Consider the following 26,206-nt stretch of genomic DNA (forward strand, 5'->3'; position numbering starts at 1 on the left):
CATTGATCTTTAATTAAAAATCGCCCTCGCCTTCAAGTTCGACGATCAGCCACCCTTCATCGCCCTTCATCAGCGTGAAGACCGAGTCTTCCTCCATGTTCTGATCAATGTCGGCAACCTTGATGCGATAGGAGCCGAACACCCGGATCTCAGCCACATCCTTCTGGATGAAAACCGTCTCGAAACCGAGGCCGGAGGTATCCACCTCTGCGGTCTTCAGAATGGAATAGGTGCCGCGTTGCCGTTGCATCTCCTTGAACACTTCATACTGAAAGTCATGCTTGTCCCGAACATGTGGCGCAAAAAGCAGATGGTAATCATCTGCCATGGTCGTCTGCTTCACATAGAACTGCTTGAGCAGGCTCACCATCTCGTCAGGTACCGGTTCTGCCTCCACGGCAGGAGGTTGATTCGGGATGTAGAGCGGCTCCTGCCCCCCGTTCACATCATCTGACCGGGGCGTAAGATCAAGATAGAGCTTGATCTCTGACACCGCCAGCTTGATCTTGGCCACGGACGCGCCTTCGGGAAAGACCTCATCCACAACGATCCTGATGGATTTGGTGGGCTTGGGAATACAGTTGATTTTCTGCTCACCAGACTCATCGCGCAACCAGAAAGGGGACTCCGTACCATCGGAATAAATAATATGCCCGGAACGGATACGCCGAAACTTCTCGAACTGTCCTTCCCCCTGATGCCCGTTATAGATGCCGAGATTGCCCACACGCAACGGTACGGCAAAACGCAATTCGATCCACTGACCGACGCCGGATGAGATGCCGCCGCCAGCCCATGCCGTGGTCGGATCTCCATCCATGAGATGATCTGCCGTGTATTGAAACTTGAGGTCCACCTTGAAGCTGGACACGGTGACATTCACATCCATCGCTCTGGCCGGGGATGCCAAAAACAAGACTAAAAGAAGGCATGAGAGTACTCTGTTGCAATGCATGCCGGACTCATAGCACAAGAGCCACGCACAGTCCCAACAAAAAAGAGGAGCCAAAAGGCTCCTCTTCAAGAGTATCAATAGTTCACTCGGGAACCACTGTCGTTCAACAGTTTAATAGCGGTAGTGATCCGGCTTGAAAGGACCTTCCACTTCCACACCGATGTAGTCGGCCTGTTCCTTGGTCAGTTTTTCCAGATTCACGCCGAGACGTGCGAGGTGCAGACGGGCAACTTCCTCGTCCAGCTTCTTGGGCAGGATCATGACAGTCGGCTCGTAGTCGTTCTTGGCGAGGTCGAGCTGAGCCAGAACCTGGTTGGTGAAGGAGTTGGACATGACGAAGCTCGGGTGACCGGTGGCGCAACCGAGGTTGACCAGGCGACCTTCGGCCAGAACGATGAGGGCTTTGCCGGAAGGCAGGATCCACTTGTCGACCTGGGGTTTGACTTCTTTTTTGATGCACTTGGGGTTGCCCTCAAGGTGCAGCATCTCGATTTCGGAATCGAAGTGACCGATATTGCAAAGAATGGCCTCGTCTTTCATGGCATCCATGTGTGCGCCGGTGACAACGTGGTAATTGCCGGTGCAGGTGACAAAGACATCGCCTCGGGAAGCGGCATCGTCCATGGTGGTGACTTCAAAGCCTTCCATGGCGGCCTGCAACGCGCAGATGGGATCAATTTCAGTGACCAGGACGCGAGCGCCGAAGCCGCGCATGGACTGAGCGCAGCCCTTGCCCACATCGCCGTAACCGATAACGACCACGACCTTGCCCGCGATCATGACATCGGTGGCACGCTTGATGCCGTCTGCCAGAGATTCACGGCAGCCGTAGAGGTTGTCGAATTTGGACTTGGTCACGGAGTCGTTGACGTTGATGGCCGGGAAAAGCAGGTCGCCGTTACGCTGCATCTCGTAGAGACGGTGCACGCCGGTGGTGGTTTCCTCGGACACGCCGCGGATGACCTTGGCGATCTTGGTCCACTTCTGCGGGTCGGCAGCGTAGGAAGCCTCCAGACGGTCCATGACGATCTGAAATTCCTGAACGTCGTGCTTCTGGCCCAGCAGGCTGGGGTCCTTTTCGCACTTCACACCCTGATGAACCAGCAATGTGGCGTCGCCGCCATCGTCGACGATGAGGTCAGGACCGGAACCATCAGGCCAGGTCAAAGCCTGCTCGGTGCACCACCAGAACTCTTCCAGGGTTTCACCCTTCCAGGCAAAGACCTTGGACATGCCGGACTCGGCGATGGCTGCGGCGGCGTGATCCTGGGTAGAAAAGATATTGCAGGAAGCCCAACGGAGGTCTGCACCCAACTCATACAGGCACTTGATGAGCATCGCGGTCTGAATGGTCATGTGCAGGGAGCCCATGATCTTGAGGCCCTTGAGCGGCTTCTCCTCACCGTACTTCTCAATGAGAGACATGAGGCCGGGCATCTCGCGCTCGGACAGCTGCATCTCCATCAGGCCCCACTCGGCCAGGGACATGTCAGCGACCTTGTTGTCGCACTTCGGATCGACAGGCATAACGTTTTTAGACATTCTTTCCTCCAAATAAGGTATTGTTTATTTATTGTTTTTCGGCCTCGTAGAGAACGACGACAAGACCCATGTTGACTTTGAATTCAGTGACAGCATTGACGGTGAAGCGGGCGCGCTCCAGCCAACCAAGCATTTTTTCCTGCGGAATACCGAGCCTCCGGTCACCATATTCGCTACGCATGAGTTCATTCTCGTGCATGTCGAATTCGGCAATTATCAAACGCCCCCCGATCTTGAGCACACGGCCCGCCTCGCGGAGGGCATCCAAAGGTCTGGGAAGGTGATGCAACACCAAGGAAATAACAGTACAGTCTGCTTCCCAGTCGCGCAGGGGCAGGTGGGTCAGATCACCAATACGCAGGCTCATGCTCGCGTTATCGGAGAACCGCTCCTCGGCCAGTTCGAGCATCTTGGGCGAGTTGTCCACACCAATGACCTGCTTGGACGATTTGGCCATGATCTCCAGCATGTCGCCGGGACCGCACCCAATGTCGGCAGCGCAATCGCATTCGGGCAGTCGAGTCTGTATTTCACGACCCAGATCGAGATCTCCCAGCACCTCGGCAGTCATGCGATCCCACTCGGGTGCAATATCATCGAAGAACTGGCGGGTGGCTGCGGTTCGCTCCCGAATAACCTTCTCGGCCCGATTCCGATCCCGGACCAGATCGAATTCCGCATCCATGAGCGAAGTAATACCGTCGAGGAAGATGCGGCCATGCCCTTCTTCGCTCGCCCGGTAAAACGCCCACAACCCTTCACGCCGCACATCAACCAGCCCGGACTCGGACAGAATCTTGAGATGACGCGAAATGCGAGACTGTCCCATCTCCATGACCTGCACGATTTCACCCACATTCAACTCATATTCGAGCAGAACATTAACCAGTCGCGCCCGTGTCTCATCGGACAGTGCTTTACAATATTTAATTATTTCCATGCTTTATATCCTATATCAGTATATCTTGATATAAGGGATGAGTTTTATCTACATGAACCAGAGTGGGGGGTCAAGTCTTGAGAGAACAAGGAATCATTGCACTTGAACGAGTCCTATTCTATGGAAGGCACTTCAATTCAAAAAGGAGACATTATGCATTCACTCACCAAACTCGCACTTTTTCTCGCATTGGCCACCCTTTCACTCGCCGGTTGCCAAGCCGCTACCCAGAACATACCCGTATCCAGCAACCCCAGCGGCGCACTGGTTTACGCTGACGGACAGGAAAGTGGCACCACTCCCTGCTCTGTTGAGCTGGAAAAGACACAGGCTCATATTCTGACGTTGAAGAAAGAGGGCTACCAGCAGGCTGATGTACAAATTTCCCAGAAATATGACACTGGCGCTGTGGCCCGTGACGCAACACAGTCCGGCATGCAAAGCTCGTCCATGGGCAGTTCCATCGAAGGGTCCATTGCAGGCGCGCTCATTACCACCGAAGAAGACGAGGAAAGCGGCGCAGCCTATGTACTGACCCCCAGCTCCGTTGTCGTCACCCTTGTCCCCATTGGCCAGACCGCCCCTGCGGCTGGTGCGACTGCCCAACCTCAGGGCGCCACGGTAAAGACAACCGACCCAGCCACCATTGATTCTGCAATAAAAGAAGACCCGGAAGGTGTGGCCGAGGATGTCCTGAAAGAAGCCGCAGTCGCTGCCCCCACCATTGGCACCGAAAAAGAAATCTCTCACGATTCCCACTCCTCCACGCACATGAACAGCGACGGCTCCATGGAAACGAAATCGTCTTCAAGCTCGGTGAGCGTGGGTGTTCACGTCAATCCCGTGGAAGCGGGCTTGGGCGCCATTGAACTGCTCGAAGACCTTGAAAAACACGAAACCAAGAAGACAGACGAGACAACCGACGCCACAAAATAGCGCACACGTTCCTAGCATACTCAGGGCTGACACACAGTTATCATGTGTGCCAGCCCTTTTTTCTGCTTTTCATCAACACCGTAGCGGCATGTTCGACCCAACCTTGGTGCGACCCTCGCACCGGGTATCTGATGCCTGCATTCGATACTCCTTGCCCTGTGCAGTCGAACTTGCGAAGGTGGAAAAAGGAAAACCGCCACCCCATTGGCATAGCAACCGCCGATGGCTTGCCAAACCAATAGGTGCTACGAGGTAATCATGAATACAAAACTCGCCCCCATATACAGTATACTAGTCTGCCTGCTCCTGCTCGCGGCCTGCGGTCCACCCAAGCAGAAGATTCCGGTCTCCAGCGACCCCATCGGCGCCATGGTCTATGCAGACGGCGTCAAGACAGGCCCCACCCCGACCATCGTCAAATTCGACAAGCAGCGTGATCACCTCATCACCATCATAAAAGATGGGTACGAGCAGGAAGAAATCATTATCAGACGACAGTTCAAGCCGGACAAGGCCATCCGTGACGGCATCATCTCCGGCATCATCAAGGGGGGCGATCCCAAGGATGTGGCCGGCGCAACGGCCAAGGAAGTGGATGATCAGGAACGAAGCGGAGAAGCGTATGAGCTGACGCCCTCCATCGTCACCATCAAGCTCCGCCCGGTGGGCCAGGGTATCTAGATGGCATACTACAGACGCACATACAGCAAGCCTGGACGCAGGGGCAGAACCATACGGGTGGGTGACGCCCTGCCGCGATTCATCTCCAACATGGACAAGACCGGCGGACACGCGCTGGTCAAGCTCTGGCGGGCCTGGGACGATCTCATGGGCGAGATGGCGCACATGGTCCGCCCACTGGGTCACCGTGGCACCAAAATCATTCTGGCAGCTGAAGACCCCATCATCATGCAGGAAGCCCAATTCCTGTCAGAACAACTGCTGAAGACAATAAATGATTTTTTAGGCGAAGAAGTCTTTGACAAGGTGGTATTCGAACTGCTAAACGGCAGAGTTCCTTTGGACGGAGAGATTCGGCCGGAGGCTCCAGAGCCTCCGAGGAAACTTAAAAAGCCTAAAAATTTAGGCGATTTAAATGACAAACTGGACCCGGACTCACCTATTGGTAGGTGCTATCGGGCGTATCGGCGAATGTTTGAAGACAGTTAGTCTCATTCTCGCCTCAGTGACATTTTAAGGAGTACACCATGAGTGAAGAAGCAAAAGAAATTTCCTTTGACGAGCTTGGCCTGACCAAGCCCCTTGAGAAAATGACCGCCAAGGAGCTGCGTGCTCTGTGCGTGGCCAAACTGCCCATGATCACCGGCGCATCCGGCAAGGACAAGACCGAGCTGGTTCAGGAGATCAAGGACGCCTTCGGCATCGTCGAAGAACAGGCTGTTTCCCCCTACAAGAAGCAGATCGCTGAAATCAAAAAAGAAATCAGAGAGCTGCGGGTCAAGAAAGAGACTGTTACCGAGCGCGACAAGCGTGATTACCTGCGCCGCAAAATCAACAAGTTGAAGAAGCGTACCCGCAAACTCGCCCGCGCAATCTAAATAATGCAAAAAAGAAGTTGACATTCAAGGGCCTAGCCCTTAAATCATCTTCTCGCTGCTGGGCTGTCGTTCAATTGGCAGGACGACGGGTTCTGGCTCCGTTAATCAAGGTTCGAGTCCTTGCAGCCCAGCCAAATATATTGCGTCCCCATCGTCTAGTCTGGTCCAGGACGGCGGCCTTTCACGCCGTTAACAGGGGTTCAAATCCCCTTGGGGACGCCATATTTGAAAAGTCCAGTGAGGCAGTTACGAGAGTAACTGCCTCTTTTTTTTGTGCCCGGCACCGCCCCGCACAAGTATCTCATGTTCTCTCCCCCCATCCATACACAAGACAGATTCTCACTTCACTTTTTATACAATACCCTATAGGGGTATATTACGTATGTTATTAAGAAGGGCTATATATTGACGTGTTCGCTGAAAAAGCGTTCTATCTGAATATCTGACCACATTCTCACACAATGCAAACAAGGAGCATTTATGCCGCTTGTTCAACTTCAAGGCATTTCCAAATCCTATACCATGGGTGAAGTGGAAATACCGGCCCTGCGGGACATCACCCTCGACATCGACAAGGGGAATCTGGTGACCTTTGTAGGACCGTCCGGCAGTGGAAAGACCACGCTTCTCAACATCATCGGCTGTATGGACAAGCCCACGACCGGGGCTTCCTATGTTGATTCCACCCGGACAGATACGCTGAACCGCAAACAGGCGGCCCAGTTTCGGGGAGAGCATCTCGGGTTCATCTTTCAGTCCTTCAACCTGATCCCGGTGCTCTCCGTCTTTGAAAACGTGGAATACCCGCTGATCATGATCAAGAAACAGTCGGTCGCCGCACGAAAGGAGCAGGTCATGCGCCTGCTCGACGCCGTGGGCATGACGGATCAGGCAGACAAACGCCCTGACCAGATCTCTGGCGGTCAGAAACAGCGTGTGGCCGTGGCCCGCGCGCTGGTCACCAATCCCCGCATGGTTTTGGCGGACGAACCCACCGCCAACCTCGACAAGCAGACCGCACTGAACATCCTCAAGCTCATGCAGGACATGCGCAACGAATACGGGACCACGTTCATCTTTTCCACGCACGATCCCCGCATCGTGGAACACGCCGACGTGATCCACGGCATCGAGGACGGTCGGCTCGTTGACCACACCGCATTCCTCGAAGGAGGGGCCTCCAATGGGTAACATCTTCAAGATCGCCCTGCGCAACCTCACCCGATACAAACGCCGGACCATGCTGACCTCGCTGCTCATCATCATCGGCGTCTGCATGGTGGTGCTCTTTTCCGGTCTGGCCGGTTCCTTCAAGAACATGATGATCGGCATCATCACGGATTCATCGCTGGGCCATATTCAGGTCCACAAGAAAGGCTATGTCTCCTCCATCGACACCCTGCCGCTGAACATGAACCTCAAGCCCAAGGCATACCAGAAACTGGAAGCCGTGCTTCTGAACCAGAAAGGCATTGAGGCGTATGCGCCCCGCATCAAGTTCGGCTCCATGCTGAGCAACTATGCGGAATCGACCTCTGTCCGCATCAGCGCCATTGCTCCTGACAAGGAACGAAAGGTCTGTACGGCGCTCCACACCCGTCTGAAGGCTGAACATGATCCTGCCACGCCTCTGCTCAAACAGGGCGAAGTGATTATTCCCGAACGGATCGCCCGGGCCATGAAGATCGAACCCGGCGCACCCGTCGTGCTGGTTGCCACCAACAAGGATGGTTCGGTCAATGGCATGGAGTTTGTTGTCGCAGGCCTGATCGAGGATATCCTCGGCCCCGGTGGCAAGGATGCGTATATGCACATCGACGACGCCCGCAAGCTGCTGCGCACAAAGGGCGCAGAAGTCACCGAGATCGTTTTGCGAGCCAAACCCGGCGTCCCCCTGAAAAAAGTCGTCATGGGCCTCAGGAAGGACCTTGAGGGCTTCCTGAACAAGAAGGGCAAGCCCGCCTTCGAGGTGCACACATGGGAAAAACTCTCGCCATTCTCCAACATAGCCGGGATGATCGATCTCATGATCATTACGGTGAAAATCATCATGATCGCGATCGTGCTCATCAGCGTTCTCAACGTCATGCTCATGTCCGTGTTCGAACGCATCCGGGAAATCGGCACCATCGCGGCCATGGGCACGCTGCCCTCCAAGATCCTGGCCCTGTTCGTGGCCGAAGGCTTCCTGCTCGGCCTGCTCGGCACCATCGCCGGTCTGGTTCTGGGCCTGGGCGGCCTGCTCATCGTCAAGGCCATGGAGATCAGCTTCACCTTCGGTCGCATGCCCGGCCTGATGCTCCGCCCTGAAATCAATGTCTCGGAACTCCTGATCATCGGCGCCATTGTCCTGTTCGCCTCGGCCCTGGCAGCCTTGCAGCCAGCCTGGAAAGCGAGCAAAATGGAACCCGTGGACGCCCTCGGCCATGTTTAAGCAACAAGGATACACGCAATGAAACGATTTCTCATACTGCCCCTGCTCTGTCTGGTCGCGCTGGTGTCCGGCGCGTACGCCATGGATCCCAACGAGCTGCTGACAACCGTGGACCGCAACCTCAACCCGCAAAGTTACGAATCCTACCGCAAACTCATCAACATAGAGCCGGACGGCAGCAAGCGGGAGTATGTCCTCTACACCATCAAGAAAGGGCAGGACAAAGTCGCCTCGGTCTTTTTGCAGCCATCCAGCGACAAGGGCCGCGCCACCCTGCGCCTGGGGGAAAACATGTGGCTGAACATCCCCAACGTGGGCAAGCCCGTGCGCATCACCAGCCTCCAGTCCGTGACCGGCGGCATCTTCAACAACGCAGACATCATGCGGCTGGACTTCAGCACCGAATACTCGGCAGAAAGCAGCGAGGACGTGGAAGGCGGCGTGCTCCTCCACCTGAAAGCCAGGACAGATGATGTCGCGTATGACCGACTGGAAATGATCGTGGATACCAAGAACAACGTGCCCACCGAAATCAAATGCTTGGCCAGCTCCGGCATGCTCATCAAGACACTGACCTTCAAGAAGCTCCGGGAATTCGAAGGCGGCAGGGTCCGTCCCGCTGTCATGGAGACCGTCAGCCCGCTCAACAAGGGCTACAAATCCATCATGATCTTTGCCAAAGTCCGCTCCCGCGAGTTTGACGACGAAATCTTCACCCTCAACTATCTGCCCAAGATCGATTCGCTGAGGAAATAGGGTGACACCAGCGCCCGCACCATATGCATTTCTGAAAAGGGCGGCCCTGGTCGCCCTTTTCCTGCTTCCGCTCATATGCTCCAACGGGTGGGCGCAGGAGGAGGAATACGACCTCGATTTCGACATCCCCGATGCGGAAGCAGAGGACGACAGCGGCTTTGACATATGGGGACAGGCCGAGTTGCGGACCATTGCCCGATTTCTCGATGAAGACGCCGCCCTCTACAAACAGAAATTCTTCAATAAGCATCAGGAAAACCCGGCCATGGAGTTCCGTTTTCAGATCAAACCGGAAATTTCATGGGAAAAAGGCGATATCGGAGCCTATGTCCGCCCCCGCCTGGAGATTGCCTGGAGCCAAATGGTTTCCGGTCAAAGCGCTCAGCTGGACGAGCCCTCCGAACAGTTCTTCAAAGGCGACAACAACTGGGCCGGTCAGGTAATGGCCGAGGAGATGCTCCTCCAGTGGCACCCATCGCCGAGTCTCTCCTTTGAAGGCGGCAAGAAGGTGCTGAAATGGGGCAAGGGGTATGCCTGGAACCCGGTGTCCTTCATCAGTCGCCCCAAGGACGTCAACGACCCGGACCGCAGCCGTGAAGGGTATTACCTCGGCTGGGCAGACATGATCACCAGTCTGGACGGCCCGATCACCACCCTGGCCTTTTCGCCCGTGGTGTCCATGGTCAGCGACAACATCAACGAGGAGCTGGCGCGTGGCGATTCCACACTCATCGGCGGCAAGTTCTACATGCTCGCCTATGACACTGATTTCGATGTCATGTTCATGGCCGGAGACAACTACGACACCCGCCTTGGCCTCGATTTTGCCACCAATCTGGCAGAGAACCTCGCCATCCACGGCGAGCTCGGCATGCGCATGGGGTATCGCAAGCAGCTCATCGACTCAGCCGGAAGCATCACGGAAAGGAATTACAACGCCGTGAACCTCCTGCTCGGCGCACGGTATCTCACCGAGACCGACACCACCTATTTCGTGGAATACTACCATAACGGCGAAGGATACTCGCCCCTGGAGATGCGCCGGTACTATTCGCTCATCGAGGAAGGATACGAGGCATACACAACCACCGGGTCCGGGAACCTGCTCAGGCAAAGCAACAAGGTCGCGTCCGAATACAATGCCAGCAGCGCCGGTCGCGATTACCTTTATCTGCGGGTGTCGCAAAAAGAGCCCTTCGACATCCTCTATCTGACGCCCACCTTGACCACCATCATCAATCTCGGTGACGGCAGCTTCACCCTCAACCCCGAAGTATCCTATCTGATGACCCCGACTTTGGAGCTGAAACCGCGCCTGACAATCCCCATTGGCCCGTCCCAGTCGGAATTCGGCGAAAAAGTCAATAAATGCACCGCAGAGCTACGCTTTACCTACTTCTATTAGCGCAATAAAAAAGGGCAAAAAACCCGCACCATCGACCCGGTCCGGAAAAAAACCGAATCCAGACTGCGAAAGTTCTTGCCAGCCTCAAATATTTGTGTAAAACACGCCCTTCACGGACACAAGCTGACCAGCACGTCCGTTTCGATATATGCGTCCCCATCGTCTAGTCTGGTCCAGGACGGCGGCCTTTCACGCCGTTAACAGGGGTTCAAATCCCCTTGGGGACGCCACGGAAAAACAAGGCCTTGCGCACACCGCGTAAGGCCTTTTCCTTTTTGGTTGAAAACAATCACCTCAAGAACACGAATGCCCTGAAGAGCAATCTCTTCAGGGCGTTTATATTCACAGCACCCGTAAGGACGAACTCCACAGAGCTTCACCCTATTCTCCATGAAAAGAGGCTGGTCGACATCCTTAAAATGACATATGAAGAGGCAACCAGAGCAGTCTTCCCGATTCGCCCTTACTCCCTATCAATGGCGAGACACTTCAAAAGAGGAGAAGTGAATACTCATGCAACCCACTTCCCTGTCCCCAACCATCATCGTCAAAAACGTGGAAAAGGCCAAAGCGTTCTATGCCGAACATTTTGGGGCAACGACCACCTTTGATTGCGGATGGTACGTCAATCTCGAACTCGGTGCCGGTGGGCCAACACTGCAATTCATGCAGCCCCAATCCCCCAACCAGCCGGAGTATCAGGGCGGCCTCACCTATAACATCAGACTGGAATCAACCGAACGAGTGGACAGCGAGCACAACCGAATGAACGAAGCCGGGCTCCCCATCGTCATGCCTCTGGAAGATCACCCATGGGGCGACAGAGGATTCTGCACCCTCGATCCCTACGGTGTTGCGTTGTACATTTATGCGGACACCGAACCGAGCGAAGAATTCAGGCAATATTATGTGTAATACGCCGTAGAGACGGCTCTACTCAGTCACGTTCACCGCTTCCCACACATTCACTTCGGGAACACCGACCACACGTTCGGCAGCGACATGCCGCATGGCTGCGATATGGGGCAGTCTTACTCACCGCTGCCCAAAGGCGAAGCAGGATGTTCCTCCCCCAAAACAACACGCCGTCTGGGAAGACAGTCGGGATACTGCGCCTGCACAAAAGAGATAAGCCCCTCACGCAACAGACACCGCAAGTCCCAGGCCTTTGAAGCGTCAGGGGAACTCGCAAGAACTCTGACCGTCATGTTCTCTGCGCCGGCGTCAGTGACCTGAAGCACGCATGTTTTTCCATCCCACAAGGTGGTAGCCGACTCGCATATCCGTTGCGCCTCGTGTCGCAACGGCGCAAGCGGCGTATTATAGTCCAGATGCAGAAATACGCTTCCGGTAATATCGGCATTTTTTCTGGTCCAGTTCTGAAATGGTTTTTCAAGGAAATAGGACACCGGCACTATAAGACGCCGCTGATCCCATATTTTTACGACAACATAAGTGAATGTAATTTCCTCAACCCGCCCCCATTCTCCTTCCACGATGACAACATCGTCCAGATTGATGGGATGGGAAAAGGCGATCTGAATCCCTGCTATCATCGAACCAAAGGTTTTTTGTGCGGAGATGCCAAGTATGATGCTCAACACACCGGCCGAGGCAAGCAGGGTAGTACCAAGCACCCGAAACGAATCGAACTGCATAAGGATACCGGAAACAGCAGCAATCCAGACTATGACTGTAACTATTTTTTGAAGGATGCGGATTTTCGTGTGCATGCGTCTGGCGAGCAGATTATCCTCCACCTCCACGTCATACTTCCACCGTATGGTGTTCACAATAATCGACAGAAAAAGCGAAACGCCCCAGGCGCCGATAGCCACCCAGGTAACACCGACAAGCTTGACAAGGGTCTCCACAGCATCGGCATCGAAATCGGCTATAGGCCATACCAATGTGATGAAAAAGCACATGGCCGAAACAAGGATCAGGACATATGCCTGCCTCTTTATGGAACTCGTCAACGTTGCCCACAGTTCGCCCCACCCACCTCGATTTCCCTTGATCCATCGAAGAAAGACGAACAGTCCCCCGAGAATCAAAATCGACAGGAAAATCCGTACCAACCAACTTATCCAAACGTCATGTTGCATATCGCCTCCTCATTTAACCATGCTGTAAACGAAATGATCATGTCATACATATACACGAAGACACTGTTCGAATTGAGGCATTGATCTGATGAGAACAGTCCCGTGCTCACCGGCTGTTCACAGGAAGTACCGGCCCGGCAGGGCTTGAAGCTCAATGTCCTACGACCCTCCTGCCCATAAACGACACAGACCCTTGCCGTATCCATACAGGCTTTGGAAAAAAAATCACAGAAGACATGGAGCTTCTGTTGTCCCGTTCCTTTGCGGAAACCGGTGACACTGCCCCGCTCTCTTCACCTATAGACTAAGGCCATACTCAAGCGAGCATGTACCTCTTTCTGCACAAATGAAGGCGTAATGCACACGTTCTGTTGTGCGTGGTCCACGCAAAGACCAAACGATTTCACTATCCTCCTCAGGAGACTGAACCAACTGCTGTTTGCAAAACAAACCGTCCTACTCAGTCACATCCACCGCTTCCCACACATTCACTTCGGAAACACCGGCCACAAGTTCGGCAGTGGCATCGCGCATGGCTTCGATATGCGGCGTTTTGGCATGCACGGCCAGATGCGCCGGGCTTTCCCATATTTCATAGAAAAGAAATGCGTTGCCATACTCCGACTTATGCAGATCATACCGGATGCAGCCGTCTTCGGCCCGAACAGGAGCGAGAACCTTAACCAGTTCAGCCTCCAAAGCGGCCTCGCATCCTTCCTTGGCCATGACTGTGGCAGATACATATGTCAATCCCATAGCATACTCCTTAAAATGGTTTGTTTTACGTTCATACAAAGAAACGCTATCGTACTCTCATGCATCAAACAACTGGAGTTTATATGCCTGAAACGATCAATCTTGCTGACAAATTCGCCCTGTTCTCAGAACAATGGTCGCCCAAACTCATTGGCCGGGTAAATGACACGGACATCAAGATCGTCAAGATCGAAGGAGAATTCCTCTGGCATTCCCACCAGAATGAAGACGAGATGTTCTTTGTCATCAACGGTAAAATGCGCATGCAGTTCCGCGACAGAGAAGTCGAGGTCAACCCCGGAGAGTGTATCATCGTCCCGCGCGGCGTAGAGCACATGCCTGTGGCTGAAACCGAAACCCAGATCATGGTGATCGAACCGGCTGGCACAGTGAATACAGGCGGAGAGGCATCCGATCGAACCAGAGCCCCCCAGCCGATCTGATAATCACACTTATTGTGTAACCCATCCTGCCACCTGTACGATTGAGTATGTGTAACAGAACTTGTCAACCGGGCACCGCCTCTGGGAGGAGAGCGGGAGCGGCTCGGGTGACGGTTGCACGCACGTTCACGGCCAAGGAGATTGGTTATGGCGATACGTTCGGAAACTTCAAGTCCGGGCATGCAGATGGGAAGCATGCGGCCTCGCGGCCGACACCCAGGCAACCGCCTCGTACAACACCGACCAGGTGCGTCTTGATTCGTTTGATCTCGCAGTCAAGGCTGTCACCTTCTCCCCCGCCCTGATTCTGAGAAGGAGTCCGATCTCCCCACGGGGCGCGACCAGGTGCGGCCCAACCTAAGTGCTGTTACGCTTTTTCGGGTTATGATACACACGGGCATGAGGCGCCGGAGCCCGAAAACGAGACGACTGAGGAAATAAGGCTCGAATGGCCGAACATTTGGATGACACCGACGTCATCAGCCGAGTGCTGGATGGCAACAGTAACGCGTTCGCCTTGTTGGTGGAGCGTCATGAATGTCACGTGACCAAAATAGTAGCCGCCCATGTTCCGGGAGATCAGGTCAGGGAAATCGCGCATGAAGCCTTTATCAGAGCGTACACATCCCTGTCCGGCTACAAGCCGCTCAAGCCTTTTCAAAACTGGCTGACCACCATTGCCCTGCGCTGCTGCCACGATTACTGGCGGGTGCAGTATCGGAGAAAGGAATCTCTGGTCTGCGACATGAGCGAGGACGGACAGAACTGGCTTGATTCAGTGATGAGCGTCAGTTCCACCGAGGCATTTGAAGCCATGGTCAACCAGCAGGAGGCCAGACAGGTCCTCGACCTGATTCTGACCCAACTTTCGCCCATGGACAGGATGGTCCTGACCCTGACCTATCTCGAAGAGCATACGGTCAAGGAAACGGCGGCAATGCTCGATATCAGCGTTCCCAACGTCAAGGTGCGCGCCTTTCGGGCCAAACGGAAACTGAAAATCTTCTTGAAACGGCATGGCATCCAAGGAGGGCTGCATGAATCGTAACGAGAACAACACCATCAGGGACATTTTCAAAAGTGTCCACGCTCAGCGAAACGACTTTGCGCCCTCTCCCCAGTGGCGACGCAGCGTCATGATGGATGTATCCAGCATGGACATCGTCGACGATATGGAGACATTCAATGACCTCGCCCCCAGATTCACACTGGCGGCCACGGCGATCCTGGTTGTCACACTGGCGATAGGGCTCTGGACCATCCCCGGCCTCTTCAAAGAGATACAGATGGCCTATACATCCATGGCACTTGATGCCACCTCGAACCTCTGGGCATTTTTGTAAGGCGGTAACACCATGAAAAAATGGAAAATTTGGGCCGCTGTAGTCTCGGTGTTCACTGCCGGCGTCCTCGTTGGAGCCGTGGGCCTCGGCGTGACCCTCAGATACCACATGGCTCCCCCGAAAAGCCGCGCTGAATTCCAGGCCAGAATCAGTGAGGAGCTCATGGAACGTATTGTAAAACACGTTCGGCCGGATCCTTCTGCCATTCCGGACATCAAAGCCGTGATCCTGCAGACCATGGCTGAACTGCAAGCCCTCAGGGGTGAAATCGAACCTCGCCACAAAGCAATTATCGAGACAGGCAATGCGCGCATCAAAGCGCTCCTGTCCACCGAACAGCAGGCACGATTCGATAAAATAACCGAAGATATCAAGAAAGGCAGATTCAGCCTGTTCAGGCCACCGCCACCACCGCCCTTTTAAGGCCGGACGGTAAGCACGCTAATCGCAAAGCGGACCATCTCCAGCCTTGAGGCCGACCAGATAGGCGGCTGCCGCATCGATCTTGTCAACCGGAAAATCAGCTCCATTGCTGTTCATCCGTTTGATGGTCGAGACCCAGGCCGCCTCATCTTGCTTATCAAGCTTTTGGCAGATGTATTTGGTCAAATGACAGGCCGAACAATTCTCATCCAGCTCCTGCCCCAAATCCGAGGCCGTTCCCATACCCATGGCCAGCAAAATCACACCAGCCCCCATCGCCGCCGTCACAATCGCCTTCATCACCTTCATAATCCCCCCAAAAACAATATAATTAAGCATGTTATCGTTCAGAACACAAAACATATAAGAGTGTGAAGCATACGACAATTCAACTACTGTGTACACAGCTTAGTGCAAGCAAAGGGATACGAACCGCCCAGCACACGCAAAAAAACCATGCGCAGAGCAATCACGCCAACAGGCTGGCACGGATATATTCAGCGTTCCCTATTGCAGACCGACAACAAAGTTGCTACTTCTTATCTCCTTGCAAACAGCAAGAAAAATCAGGGCCATCGCGTACCCATAAAACGCAAAGCCCCAAGCTCTTTACAACTCCCACGTCAATTAAGGCGTGTGATACGATTTACGAAACACGCCCACTGCAAATCGCTTGAGAAAATCTAAATCAACGCGAACACGCCCCTACAAAGGCAAAACAGTGAGTGTACGTTCGTAACAACTATCCCGGAAGCGTTTCGTCACCGGTGTGGCGCTTGGTCTTCAAAACCAATGTTGGGCAGTGATGTCCTGGGCAGGTTCGACTCCTGTACGCTTCCGCCATTTTTCATTATCTTGAAGTGTCCCAACAGTATTCACAACAAAGTCATGGTAGCCTTGTCGAGTTGCACCCCTTGGCAGCCCTCCGCCTTTCACTCATTTTCAAATAGCCAAGCAGCCTGGGCAACAAGCTCCGCGTACGCCGGGTCACTCATCAATTCCTCCACAAAACCTGCCCCCGTTCTTCCCATCGCTTTGTTGGCTCTTCTTTTGCTTGCCGGAAAACCGACAAAGACTTGCTCTTTCGCTTGCTTCTTCCACTTAGATATCCGGTTGGTGTGAACACCATACTTGCTGGCCAGTTCGGAAAGCGTGAGTTCTCCGGACAGTGCACCCAGGGCAACACGGGCTTGAACTCAGCAGCAAATCGCCTTCTCTTCTTGGACATCGGAAAGCCTCCTTTGGCCATCACATATCCACCTTAAACCGTGCTCCAGTTTCTTGGCCCCACTTCTCAGTGGCAAATTTACTCAAGTCAATATAAAAAAATAACATCAAAGGACGGTAATCAGGTATAGCATGATGGCAATAAGGTATCCCGAAAGGGGGGAGGGGGGCAATGAGCTTTCGATGGAAGATAGCATCCTTGAATATTTTAATAATCATTCTATTGTTTGGTGTAGTAGGAGGCGCAAAAGCTCAAAATCTTACTATTTTTGTAGACACCTGGCCTCCATACAACTTTGAGGAAGATGATAAGATCGTCGGGATTTGCACCGAGTTGATAGAAGCTTCGCTGCAAAAGGCTAATGTGCAATACAAACTTGTAGTGTATCCTTTTAAGCGAGCCTTAATTACTGTGCAGAAAACCCCCAACACTATGTTCTTTACAGTGGCACGTATTCCACAACGTGAAGATATGTTCGCATGGATTGGTCCCCTCCACTCTAGAAAAGTATCTCTTTTCAAATTAAAAGATCGAACCGATATACAATTTAATGATATAGAAGACATTAAAAAGTATCGCACAGGTGTCCTTTTGGGGGGATCCGTTGAAACTCTTTTAATCGCAAAGGGTTTTCATAAGGGAAATTACCACTCAATTCATAAATCGTCGCAATTATTAAAAATGTTACTTGAAAAACGACTTGACCTTATCCCCGGAGACCCTTTGGATTTGGCCTATCAAATTAAGAGCTTGGGACACAAATATTCGGAGCTTGAAATTGTATATCTTCTATCTGAAGAAGGCGGTTATTACATGGTAGCAAACAAAGATACTTCTGATGAGATTATCGTAAAGATTCAAAAGGCGTTAGAGTTGATATTGGCAACAGGTACCAAAGATCGAATTTTACAGAAGTATATGGAGTAAGTCTGGTTTAAGGAAGGCCGTTTTCAACGGGGCATGCTGACTCTATAACTTACGGGCTTATGTCATCTGCACTCATCCTGCTGAGGTTGCCCAGATCCCTCCTAACGCCTGAAGTCGCCCCCCTTGCATTTGGCCCATTTTTGGACCATTTTGACCAAAATTCAATGTTTTCCGGCACGGCAAAGTTCGGATCATTTCGCTGAAATAACGTTGGATTTTCTGGTTAATCAAAAATAAATATTGGACAGTGATGACCTGGACAGGTTCGACTCCTGTACGCTTCCGTCTATCGACCATAAGGGCCTGCTGTGCTGGCCTTTTTCATGTTCGCAAGCGACGATCATGGTGTTGGTTACTGCACAGTTTCACCCGGTTGCATTGTAAGTACGTCCTCTCACACGCTGAATTCAACGGACAAAATCAACATACATTCCCCATATGGACACACTTGATTTATACTTCCAATTTGATACCGTCAGTGCCATGAAATACATCTTCCTCCTCGTTCTCGTCTGTTTGGGAACGCTGTGCATACTCGTATTGAATTCCAGAAGGCCCCCTGAGAATCTTGGGGTAAACAATGGCAGACTCGCGCTTTGCCCCAAAAGCAGGAACTGTGTTTCCTCTCAGGCGGACAATGAGCTCTCGTATATCAAACCGCTGGCAATGACCGGCGATGCCAATGAGGTCATGAACCGTTTGCGAACCATCATTGAAAAAATGGATGGAGCGGTTGTGATCGAGTCCACCGAGGGGACATACCTTCGGGCGGAGTTCACAAGTAGCTTCTGGAAATTCAAGGATGATCTCGAATGCCTCTACGATGAAGGAGAAGGACGGGTTGATGTCCGCTCAGCCTCACGCATTGGCTACTACGATTTTAACGTCAATCGAAATCGGCTGGAAAGACTGCGTGCCATGATAGCCGGTTCCGATGGCTAAGCATTCAATTGCCCGACAACGATGGCCTGAACAAAATTCCGGTCACCTACCCACCATTGCCAAAAACAAAGCCTCTCATATGGAGAGGCTTTTCGTATATGAATGAGTAGCACCTGAACAACCGGCACGTCAGTCATCACCGGGTCACGGGGCTTCTGGTCCTTCTGAAAATCAAAGAGAAACAAACCCCTTCTCTGATAACAACTGAAGGATAACCTGTGCGGCCTCGTTCGGCGTCAACTTGGTCGTGTCGATCCTGAGTTCCGGATTTTCCGGCTCGATATAGGGATCATCCACCCCGGTCAGCCCTTTGATGATGCCCGCTCTCGCCTTGGCATAGATGCCTTTTCTATCCCGCTGTTCACAGATTTCCAGCGGTGTGCTGACATGGATTTCGATAAACCCGCCATGTTCCTCTATGGCCCCCCGAACGATGCGTCTTGATTCGGGATACGGCGCGATGGGTGCGCAGACAGCCACCCCGCCATTCTTGACTATCTCACTGGCGACAAAGCCGATACGGGTCACGTTCAGATTTCTGTGCGCTTTACTGAAATTCAATTCACTGGACAAATTGGAGCGCACATAGTCCCCGTCCAGCAAGGTCACAGGGCGGGAATTCATCTCCAACAATTTGACATACAGCACTTTTGCCATAGTCGACTTGCCCGCACCGGAAAGGCCGGTAAAAAAGAGTGTGAACCCCTGTTTCGAGCGGGGCTTGTACTTCTTCTTGAGTTCCTTGATAATCCCGGGAAACGACATCCAGTCCGGTACCGTCTTTTCCCGGACGAGCAGATCGACGATGGCATGATGATCATTGATGCAGAACCCGCCCTCATGCGTTGAACGATACGCGCCGTTATCCTCGTTGAGCGCCATGCACCGTTCGGCAATGGGCTTGATGCCGATGACATCCTGCTGCTCGGACAACCAGCCGAGTTCGGTCTGAAATTCCGCGGACAGGGTTTCGTGCTTGCGTTGCCGGGTGTCGGAATCCCACACGAGGATGTGCGTACACCCATAGTTTCTGTTCACAATGGCGCGCAGCAGCGCATCCCGCGGCCCCATCTTGCGCTCAAACCAGGGAATGAGATTCAAGGCAACCGTATCGCCCTGGAACGTCCCCATGAACTCCTTGAAACAACGAACCAGAGTAAAGTGATCAATGCTGGAGTACATTGATGGCGGCATCAGGGGCAGAAGCAGGAGGCTGGCGTTTTCTTCCGCGGCAATCTCCTTGAGCATGGCCCGATCGGCTTGGTGCAACGGTCTCCCCGCCTGCACGCCGATGACCTTCTTCAGGCCCTTTTGCTCAAAAGACGCGCTCAGTTCTTCGGGAGTCAATCGGATATCCAGAAAATCGTAATGCTGAGGAAAGGCGAGCCCTTCCAACGCGCCCCCGACATACCAGGGATGCTCAAGCTCGCACTGGCAGACACTCAGGTCTTCAGTATGTGCGTCATCTCCCCATATGGCAGCGGCCTCTCTGGCACGATCCGGCTGCCACACGTCGCCAACGGTCAGCACCGCCAACATGAATCCTTCGGCATCACGCACGGCAACTCGCTCGCCCCTGTTCAGGCTCTTGGCAAACCCTTCCTCCACCTCAAGACAAATGGGAAGCGGCCACATGGTACCGTCGGTCAACCGCATGGATTCAAGCACACTGTCATAATCTTCCCGGCACATATACCCGGTTAAAGGATAGTAGGCCCTGCTCAACAGCATTTCCAGATCACACAGTTGCCGTGGAGTCAGCGAGACGGATTTGAACTCGGTGGCTTCTGCCTTGAGTTGCTCTCCCCGTTTGGAATCAGCAAGGAGGTTCTTGACGGTCGAAGGGGTAGAATTATCGGAGTAGAACATGGCTCAGGCGTCTTTACTCATAATATTAGTGTCAAATAGTGAAAGAAAAGCCGTAGACACAGATCAAACAGCTCTGATGGACAACGGGAGAACTCGCTGCCGGTTGACCCTGTTCCGCAAAAAACCGTATTGAGATTACGCTGTTAACGTAATTTCATCAACTGCATACTGTCACAGTCAAAGAAAGGCGCGTCATTATCTGTAGCGAAGATGCGCAACAGGAAGTAACGGCTGCACAGAAAAAACGCAAGAACCGGCTGAAATGTCGCCCCAGAAGAGACCGAATTCCCTCTCAAGTACAAAAGAATCCGACCGACACATGTCGACCGGATGCAATGGAGAACCTGGGTTGCAAACGGAAGCTATTGCGCAGCAGCATCACCAAACCATTGGGTGACATCGCTGCGCCACTGGTCGTCAGCTCCGCCGAGGACCAGAAAAAACGGATTCAGGATGCTCTCCTTGCCGTTGTATCCCAATGCCACGCCGCTGCCTTCGACAATGACGCCGCCAGCTTCGGTGACCACGCAATGGGCGGCCGCGGTATCCCATTCGCTTGTCAGCCCGAGCCGGGGATAGATGTCTGCGGTGCCGTCCGCCACGGCACACAGCTTCAGGGAGCTGCCCATGGGGACAAGCTCGGGATCACTGAGATGCGACATGAATTGTTTGATGGCGTCACTTTGATGAGAACGACTGCCCACGATTTTCAGCCCGGCGTAGTCCATGGGCTGTGAGGCATGAATGCGTTCAGGGGCACCATCACCCTTTTGACAAAGCGCTCCGTTGCCTTCCGCCGCGAACCAGCAGATATCAAGCACAGGGGCATACACGATACCCATGACCGAAACGCCCTCTCTGATTAATGCGATATTGACTGTGAACTCACCGTTTCTATTAACGAATTCTTTGGTTCCATCCAGAGGATCAATGAGCCAGTACTCTGTCCATTCCTTCCGGGTGCTCCAGGGAATGTCGGTTGACTCTTCCGAAAGAACCGGGGTGTCGGGGAAAAGGGCCTCCAGCCGCGCAACAATGTGCTCGTGCGATGCTTTGTCCGCCTCTGTCAGCGGGCTCTGGTCTGCCTTGTAGTCCACTTCGAAATCGGTGTCATAAATCTGCATGATCCGTTCGCCGGCTTCCACCGCAATCGGAACAATATCTTTCAGGACTTCGGATTCAATCAAGGAAAGATGCTCCTTTGTATGATGGGGCAACACGTCAGCACCCCTGGCGAAATATATTCAATTGACCGGGGCAGAAAAAGGCCGCTTCGGGAAGACTCCAGCGAACGCGCCTTCTCAACGGGCGTAACCCTATATTCCATGGCTGCATCTCGTCAAAGTGAAAATTCGCCAGCCATATTTAGACGAACAAAAAATGAGCGAAACGCACCTCTCCACCGATTTGGTAGGTTTTTTTGACGTCTTTCCTAACTGATCAAAAAACGTTGTCACACCTTTCACAAACACCCCTTTTGAGAACGATTTTCAAAAAACACACTCAAATGGTTCCTCTTTTATATTAGTAAGTTAATTATAAAATAATAACAATTATCATAATTCGATTTTTCCTTGACGAGAGACTGGTTTCTAACATACCGGCCCAGTATGGATTAAAAACCTCGTGAGCCGGTAGGTATTTTAACCTACCCAACAGGGAGGAGTTTGATTCACGTTTTTTGCGCAGGACCGGAGTCCGCGCTTGGGGGCCGAATCTGGGACCACGGTAAGGTCCCGACGAACGGATCGAAAGATCGGTTCATTGCCATCAACGCATTTTGAGGAAAGGGATCGACACATGGCAAACGGTAAACGGATGCTGCGAATGACTGTCATCGCGATTGCGCTGGTCGGCGTGCTGGGTTTCCAATTGGAAGCCATGGGCATGCTCGACTCGGTCGGCGACACCGCCGGTCGACCGGACGTTATCATGATTGACACCATCGCCCAACTAGAGGAACTCGAACAGTCTGCGGCCGTGTTCATGCACGACGCACACACCAAGGCCCTGAAAGATCAGGGCATGAGCTGCGAGTCCTGTCACAAGACAGACGCAAAGGGCACCATGGCCCTGACGTTCAATCGGGTGGAAGGTGAAAACCAGCCCGAGCTGAGCGCTTCCGAGCTCAAAGACATTTATCACAACGGCTGCATCTCCTGTCACGTCAAGACCGCTGACAAGGGTTTCAAGACTGGTCCCATGGTGGGCGAATGTCGCAGCTGTCACCAGGCCGCACCTGAAGTGCAGGCCGATCGCTTCGAAGCGGGCATGGACAACGCGCTCCACTTCACTCACTGGGATTCCAAGATCATCCCGGCAGACGCTGGTGAACAAACCAACTGTGGTTCCTGCCACAAGAAAAAAGGTGAAGAAGACGGCTGGCGCTTTGCTGCGGCCAATGCAGGCAAAAGCACCCAGGAGATCTTCCACAACCAGTGCGTCACCTGCCACCAGACTCTCATCGAAAAGAAAGCTGAACGCTCCGGCCCTGTCCAGTGTGCCGGCTGTCACGGTGAAAAAGAAGTGGCCGCCCGCAAAATGGAAGAAGGCAAGAGCCTGAAAACCATGGGCGCCCTGCCCCGTCTGCCGCGCAAGCAGCCCGACGCCGTCCTGATGATGGCCAAAGTCGAAGAGGGCGCAGCCCCCGAGAAAGCGACCGGCATGGCTCCGGTGGCCTTCAATCACAAATTCCATGAAGGCGTTGTGGACACCTGTACCGCCTGTCACGTGGATGGCGTGAACGCACCACTCGACACCAGCTACGAGGCCATGCATGACCTCACATCCGAAAGCTCCTGCATCGGCTGTCACGCCAAGGCCCAGGAAAAGCCCCAGTGCGCAGGCTGTCACGAACAGCGTCCCGCAGCCAAGGCCACTTCCGACGCCTCCTGCGTGACCTGCCACAACGCAGGCGTCAACGCGGCCGACACCGTCAAGCTGATGGCTTCCGCCTCCAAGGAAGAAAAGGCTGCCGAAGCCGCTCTGCTCATCGCAGCACGCCCGGCAACCCAGGCCATGGTCGCTGTCGAGGATATCCCCGAGTTCGTGAACATTGGAGCCATCTCCAAGAAGTTCGAGCCCAGCAAGATGCCTCACCGCAAGATCATCCTCTCCATGGTAAAAGGCATGGAAGACAGCCCCCTGGCTGCCACCTTCCACGCCGCACCTGAAGCCGTCTGCGCAGGGTGTCATCACAACAGCCCGGCATCCATCACTCCGCCCAAGTGCGCGAGCTGCCATGCCGATCCCTTTGTCACTGACGGCAAACCGGGACTCAAGGCTGCCTACCATGGCCAGTGCATGACCTGTCACACCGAAATGAAGCTCGATAAGCCCGCTGCCACTAATTGCGTTGCGTGCCACGAGAAGAAAGCCAACTAACCGGAGGAGTAAACGATGTTACGTAGAACATTCCTCGGATTGTTGGGCGCCGCAGGCGCGAGCGTCGCGCTTCCCGTGTCGGCCAAGGCCGGAGGTAAATCCTTCGGTCCCCACCCCGACACCCTGGGCGTGCTCTTTGACGCAACCCGCTGCATCGGCTGCCGCAAATGCGAGCTGGCCTGCAACGAAGTCAATGAACTGCCAGCACCCGACAAAAAGTTCGACGATCTGTCCGTATTGGACACCAAGCGTCGGACCGATGAAAAAACCCTGACCGTTGTCAATAAATATGAAAGCAGCAAAGGCTCCGTATTCCGCAAGATGCAGTGCAACCACTGCCTCGAACCGGCCTGTGCCTCTGCCTGCTTTGTCAAGGCCTTCAAAAAGGAACATAACGGGCCGGTCAGCTACGACGCATCCGTATGCGTCGGCTGTCGCTACTGTATGGTAGCCTGCCCGTTCGAAATCCCAGCCTATGAATACGATGAACCTCTGACTCCCCGGGTCATGAAGTGTACCATGTGCGCTCCCCGTCTGGCAGAGGGCAAGCTCCCCGGCTGTGTGGAGCGCTGTCCCAAGGAGGCCCTGACCTTTGGCCTGCGCAAGGATCTCATCAAGATCGCCCGCGCCCGCATCACCACCTACCCCGACCGCTATGTGGATCACATCTACGGCGAGACCGAGATGGGCGGCACCAGCTGGATGTATATCTCCGGTGTGCCCTTCTCCGAAATCGGCATGCGCGAAGACCTCGGCACCAAGTCCGCTCCCGAGCTGACAGCCGGTGCCCTGGCTGCCGTGCCCATCGTTGTTGGTATGTGGCCCGTGCTGCTCGGTGGTATCTACGCTGTCAGCAAACGCAAGGACAAGATCGCCAACGATGAACGCGTGGCTGCCGTCAAGGACGCCCTGACTCGCGCCGGTGAAGAAGCCGAGAAGAAGCTGCACGACGAGCTCTCCAAGGCCGACGTCGCCAACCAGCGCCGCATCGAAGTCGAGGTCAAGAAGGCCGTTGAAGAGGCTCTCGCTCCCAAAGAAGAGGAAGCCGAAACCAACGAGGAGGAGTCCTAAATGTCTGTCGACACCACTGCGGTCGAGAAGAAATCGCTCTTCACACCGTTCAATATCATAGCTACGATCATTCTCATTGCCGGTGCCATCGTCACGGTAATGCGTTTCACCGGCGGCCTCGGAGCCGTCACCAATCTTGACCAGAACAACCCGTGGGGCATCTGGATCGGTTTCGATCTGATGTGCGGCGTCGCCCTGGCAGCTGGTGGATACACCACCTCCGCCGCCTGCTACGTGTTTGGTCTCAAAAAGTACCATTCCGCTGTTCGCCCGGCCATTCTGACCGCCTTCCTGGGCTATGCCCTGGTGGTCTTTGCTCTGCATTACGATGTAGGCCAGCCGTGGCGACTGACATACCCCCTCTTCGTCCAGAACGGGACAACCTCCCTGTTGTTCGAAGTGGGTCTTTGCGTGTTCCTGTACCTGACCGTGCTGTTCATCGAATTCACACCGGCCCTTTTCGAATGGCTCGGCATGACGAAGATCCGCAACATCGTGGTCAAGCTGACCCTGGCCCTCACCATCATGGGTGTGGTCCTGTCGACCCTGCACCAGTCCTCCCTGGGCGCGCTGTTCACCATCGCCCCCTCGAAGCTGCATCCGCTCTGGTACTCGCAGTACCTGCCGGTCTTCTTCTTCGTGTCGAGTATCTGTGCCGGTCTGTCCATGGTCATCTTCGAAGGAACGCTCTCACACAAACCCATGCATCACTTGATGGATGAGGAGTACCTGAACAACCACGATGGTCTTATTCTTGGTTTCGGAAAGGCCGCTTCCCTCGTACTGTTCGGGTACTTCTCCATCAAGGTGATCGGCCTGGCATACGACAACAACTGGCACTACCTGACCACCGGCTACGGCGCGTGGTATCTGGTTGAAATGCTCGGTTTCGTGGCCCTGCCTTCCTTCCTCTACGCCATCGGCGTTCGGGACAAGAATATCACGGTTATCAAATGGGCCGCAGGGCTGACCGTCCTCGGCATTATCGTCAACCGATTCAACATCTCCATGGTTGCCTTTAACTACCAGCTGCCCTCCGCAGAACGGTACTGGCCGAGCTGGGGCGAGATCACCATCTCCCTGTTCGTGGTCACCATCGGCGTACTTGTCTTCCGGTTCATCAGCACCAGGATGCCCATTTTCCATGAGCATCCCGATTACAAGGAAGAACACTAGGAGGTTGCA

At 53.8% G+C, this 26,206-nt stretch carries 26 protein-coding genes and 4 tRNA genes; 22 read left to right on the forward strand and 8 right to left on the reverse strand.

All coding sequences use genetic code 11. The annotated features are described in order from the left end of the window. Window positions 1-13: 13 nt before the first annotated feature. From SRBAKS_RS07370 to SRBAKS_RS07380, 3 genes are all read right to left on the reverse strand, one after another. The gene (locus SRBAKS_RS07370) at window positions 14-955 is read right to left on the reverse strand and encodes an NADase-type glycan-binding domain-containing protein (RefSeq protein WP_229595651.1); all 942 of its coding nucleotides are present in this window, start codon (window positions 953-955) and stop codon (window positions 14-16) included. Window positions 956-1,066: 111 nt separating this feature from the next. Beyond that, the gene (gene ahcY / locus SRBAKS_RS07375; protein ID WP_229595653.1) at window positions 1,067-2,497 is read right to left on the reverse strand and encodes an adenosylhomocysteinase; all 1,431 of its coding nucleotides are present in this window, start codon (window positions 2,495-2,497) and stop codon (window positions 1,067-1,069) included. 28 nt (window positions 2,498-2,525) lie between these two features. Beyond that, a complete protein-coding gene (locus SRBAKS_RS07380; protein WP_229595654.1) occupies window positions 2,526-3,437 on the reverse strand; it encodes an ArsR/SmtB family transcription factor in 912 nt (303 codons plus the stop codon). Window positions 3,438-3,590: 153 nt separating this feature from the next. Between SRBAKS_RS07380 and SRBAKS_RS07385 the strand changes: the two genes are divergently transcribed. From SRBAKS_RS07385 to SRBAKS_RS07440, 12 genes are all read left to right on the forward strand, one after another. Beyond that, window positions 3,591-4,373, forward strand: coding sequence for a PEGA domain-containing protein (locus tag SRBAKS_RS07385; protein WP_229595656.1), 783 nt, complete (start codon window positions 3,591-3,593; stop codon window positions 4,371-4,373). 258 nt (window positions 4,374-4,631) lie between these two features. Next, entirely contained in the window at window positions 4,632-5,054 is a 423-nt protein-coding gene (locus tag SRBAKS_RS07390; RefSeq protein WP_229595658.1) for a PEGA domain-containing protein, read from the forward strand. Further along, on the forward strand, window positions 5,055-5,543 hold the full coding sequence (locus tag SRBAKS_RS07395) for a DciA family protein (RefSeq protein WP_229595666.1): 489 nt from the start codon (window positions 5,055-5,057) through the stop codon (window positions 5,541-5,543). A gap of 38 nt (window positions 5,544-5,581) precedes the next feature. Beyond that, window positions 5,582-5,932 carry a hypothetical protein gene (locus SRBAKS_RS07400; RefSeq protein WP_229595668.1) on the forward strand — a complete coding sequence of 117 codons (351 nt, stop codon included), beginning with the start codon at window positions 5,582-5,584 and terminating at the stop codon, window positions 5,930-5,932. Between the two features lie 59 nt (window positions 5,933-5,991). After that, window positions 5,992-6,066 (forward strand) — tRNA-Gln (locus SRBAKS_RS07405). 10 nt (window positions 6,067-6,076) lie between these two features. Further along, window positions 6,077-6,154: transfer RNA gene (locus SRBAKS_RS07410), tRNA-Glu, on the forward strand. 258 nt (window positions 6,155-6,412) lie between these two features. After that, window positions 6,413-7,123, forward strand: a complete 711-nt coding sequence (locus SRBAKS_RS07415) for an ABC transporter ATP-binding protein (protein ID WP_229595670.1) — start codon at window positions 6,413-6,415, stop codon at window positions 7,121-7,123. Next, complete coding sequence (locus SRBAKS_RS07420; protein WP_229595674.1) at window positions 7,116-8,366, forward strand: ABC transporter permease; 1,251 nt, start codon at window positions 7,116-7,118, stop codon at window positions 8,364-8,366. The genes SRBAKS_RS07415 and SRBAKS_RS07420 overlap by 8 nt, the downstream gene beginning before the upstream one ends. 18 nt (window positions 8,367-8,384) lie before the next feature. Further along, window positions 8,385-9,122, forward strand: coding sequence for an outer membrane lipoprotein-sorting protein (locus SRBAKS_RS07425; RefSeq protein ID WP_229595676.1), 738 nt, complete (start codon window positions 8,385-8,387; stop codon window positions 9,120-9,122). Window position 9,123: 1 nt separating this feature from the next. Then, window positions 9,124-10,527, forward strand: a complete 1,404-nt coding sequence (locus SRBAKS_RS07430; protein WP_229595678.1) for a hypothetical protein — start codon at window positions 9,124-9,126, stop codon at window positions 10,525-10,527. A gap of 152 nt (window positions 10,528-10,679) precedes the next feature. Next, a tRNA-Glu gene (locus SRBAKS_RS07435) sits at window positions 10,680-10,757 on the forward strand. A gap of 283 nt (window positions 10,758-11,040) precedes the next feature. Further along, window positions 11,041-11,442 (forward strand): VOC family protein, encoded by a 402-nt coding sequence (locus tag SRBAKS_RS07440; protein ID WP_229595680.1) that lies wholly within the window; start codon window positions 11,041-11,043, stop codon window positions 11,440-11,442. A 116-nt stretch (window positions 11,443-11,558) separates the two neighbouring features. Here the strand turns inward: SRBAKS_RS07440 and SRBAKS_RS07445 are convergent, their stop codons facing one another. Together SRBAKS_RS07445 and SRBAKS_RS07450 are read right to left on the reverse strand one after the other, a co-directional pair. Beyond that, entirely contained in the window at window positions 11,559-12,635 is a 1,077-nt protein-coding gene (locus tag SRBAKS_RS07445; protein ID WP_229595682.1) for a mechanosensitive ion channel family protein, read from the reverse strand. A 456-nt stretch (window positions 12,636-13,091) separates the two neighbouring features. Then, complete coding sequence (locus SRBAKS_RS07450) at window positions 13,092-13,391, reverse strand: putative quinol monooxygenase (protein WP_229595684.1); 300 nt, start codon at window positions 13,389-13,391, stop codon at window positions 13,092-13,094. Window positions 13,392-13,474: 83 nt separating this feature from the next. Between SRBAKS_RS07450 and SRBAKS_RS07455 the strand changes: the two genes are divergently transcribed. The 4 genes from SRBAKS_RS07455 to SRBAKS_RS07470 all read left to right on the forward strand — a co-directional run bounded on the left by SRBAKS_RS07455 (window position 13,475) and on the right by SRBAKS_RS07470 (window position 15,600). After that, complete coding sequence (locus SRBAKS_RS07455; RefSeq protein ID WP_229595686.1) at window positions 13,475-13,834, forward strand: cupin domain-containing protein; 360 nt, start codon at window positions 13,475-13,477, stop codon at window positions 13,832-13,834. Window positions 13,835-14,282: 448 nt separating this feature from the next. After that, the gene (locus SRBAKS_RS07460) at window positions 14,283-14,882 is read left to right on the forward strand and encodes an RNA polymerase sigma factor (RefSeq protein WP_229595688.1); all 600 of its coding nucleotides are present in this window, start codon (window positions 14,283-14,285) and stop codon (window positions 14,880-14,882) included. Beyond that, the gene (locus SRBAKS_RS07465; RefSeq protein ID WP_229595690.1) at window positions 14,872-15,177 is read left to right on the forward strand and encodes a hypothetical protein; all 306 of its coding nucleotides are present in this window, start codon (window positions 14,872-14,874) and stop codon (window positions 15,175-15,177) included. The genes SRBAKS_RS07460 and SRBAKS_RS07465 overlap by 11 nt, the downstream gene beginning before the upstream one ends. A 12-nt stretch (window positions 15,178-15,189) precedes the next feature. After that, window positions 15,190-15,600 carry a hypothetical protein gene (locus SRBAKS_RS07470; protein WP_229595691.1) on the forward strand — a complete coding sequence of 137 codons (411 nt, stop codon included), beginning with the start codon at window positions 15,190-15,192 and terminating at the stop codon, window positions 15,598-15,600. Window positions 15,601-15,618: 18 nt separating this feature from the next. On the opposite strand, the gene SRBAKS_RS07475 is transcribed toward SRBAKS_RS07470, so the two are convergent. Next, window positions 15,619-15,939, reverse strand: coding sequence for a hypothetical protein (locus tag SRBAKS_RS07475; RefSeq protein ID WP_229595692.1), 321 nt, complete (start codon window positions 15,937-15,939; stop codon window positions 15,619-15,621). Window positions 15,940-16,349: 410 nt separating this feature from the next. Between SRBAKS_RS07475 and SRBAKS_RS07480 the strand changes: the two genes are divergently transcribed. The 3 genes from SRBAKS_RS07480 to SRBAKS_RS07495 all read left to right on the forward strand — a co-directional run bounded on the left by SRBAKS_RS07480 (window position 16,350) and on the right by SRBAKS_RS07495 (window position 18,697). After that, window positions 16,350-16,443: transfer RNA gene (locus SRBAKS_RS07480), tRNA-Sec, on the forward strand. Window positions 16,444-16,999: 556 nt separating this feature from the next. Continuing rightward, window positions 17,000-17,755 (forward strand): substrate-binding periplasmic protein, encoded by a 756-nt coding sequence (locus tag SRBAKS_RS07490; protein ID WP_229595694.1) that lies wholly within the window; start codon window positions 17,000-17,002, stop codon window positions 17,753-17,755. A gap of 483 nt (window positions 17,756-18,238) precedes the next feature. After that, entirely contained in the window at window positions 18,239-18,697 is a 459-nt protein-coding gene (locus SRBAKS_RS07495; protein WP_229595695.1) for a DUF1499 domain-containing protein, read from the forward strand. Between the two features lie 171 nt (window positions 18,698-18,868). Here the strand turns inward: SRBAKS_RS07495 and cysC are convergent, their stop codons facing one another. Beyond that, window positions 18,869-20,566, reverse strand: coding sequence for an adenylyl-sulfate kinase (gene cysC, locus SRBAKS_RS07500; protein ID WP_229595696.1), 1,698 nt, complete (start codon window positions 20,564-20,566; stop codon window positions 18,869-18,871). 362 nt (window positions 20,567-20,928) lie between these two features. After that, on the reverse strand, window positions 20,929-21,753 hold the full coding sequence (gene cysQ, locus SRBAKS_RS07505) for a 3'(2'),5'-bisphosphate nucleotidase CysQ (RefSeq protein WP_229595698.1): 825 nt from the start codon (window positions 21,751-21,753) through the stop codon (window positions 20,929-20,931). Window positions 21,754-22,366: 613 nt separating this feature from the next. Here cysQ and hmcA point away from each other — a divergent pair. Genes hmcA through hmcC form a run of 3 tightly spaced genes read left to right on the forward strand, consistent with a single transcriptional unit; the run spans window position 22,367 to window position 26,197 of the window. Further along, window positions 22,367-23,950 (forward strand): sulfate respiration complex hexadecaheme cytochrome HmcA, encoded by a 1,584-nt coding sequence (gene hmcA, locus SRBAKS_RS07510; protein WP_229595707.1) that lies wholly within the window; start codon window positions 22,367-22,369, stop codon window positions 23,948-23,950. A 15-nt stretch (window positions 23,951-23,965) separates the two neighbouring features. Continuing rightward, the gene (hmcB, locus tag SRBAKS_RS07515) at window positions 23,966-25,021 is read left to right on the forward strand and encodes a sulfate respiration complex iron-sulfur protein HmcB (protein WP_229595708.1); all 1,056 of its coding nucleotides are present in this window, start codon (window positions 23,966-23,968) and stop codon (window positions 25,019-25,021) included. Further along, the gene (gene hmcC, locus SRBAKS_RS07520) at window positions 25,022-26,197 is read left to right on the forward strand and encodes a sulfate respiration complex protein HmcC (RefSeq protein ID WP_229595709.1); all 1,176 of its coding nucleotides are present in this window, start codon (window positions 25,022-25,024) and stop codon (window positions 26,195-26,197) included. The last annotated feature ends 9 nt before the right edge of the window (window positions 26,198-26,206 follow it).

It is taken from the genome of Pseudodesulfovibrio sediminis (assembly GCF_020886695.1).
GTDB lineage: Bacteria > Desulfobacterota > Desulfovibrionia > Desulfovibrionales > Desulfovibrionaceae > Pseudodesulfovibrio > Pseudodesulfovibrio sediminis.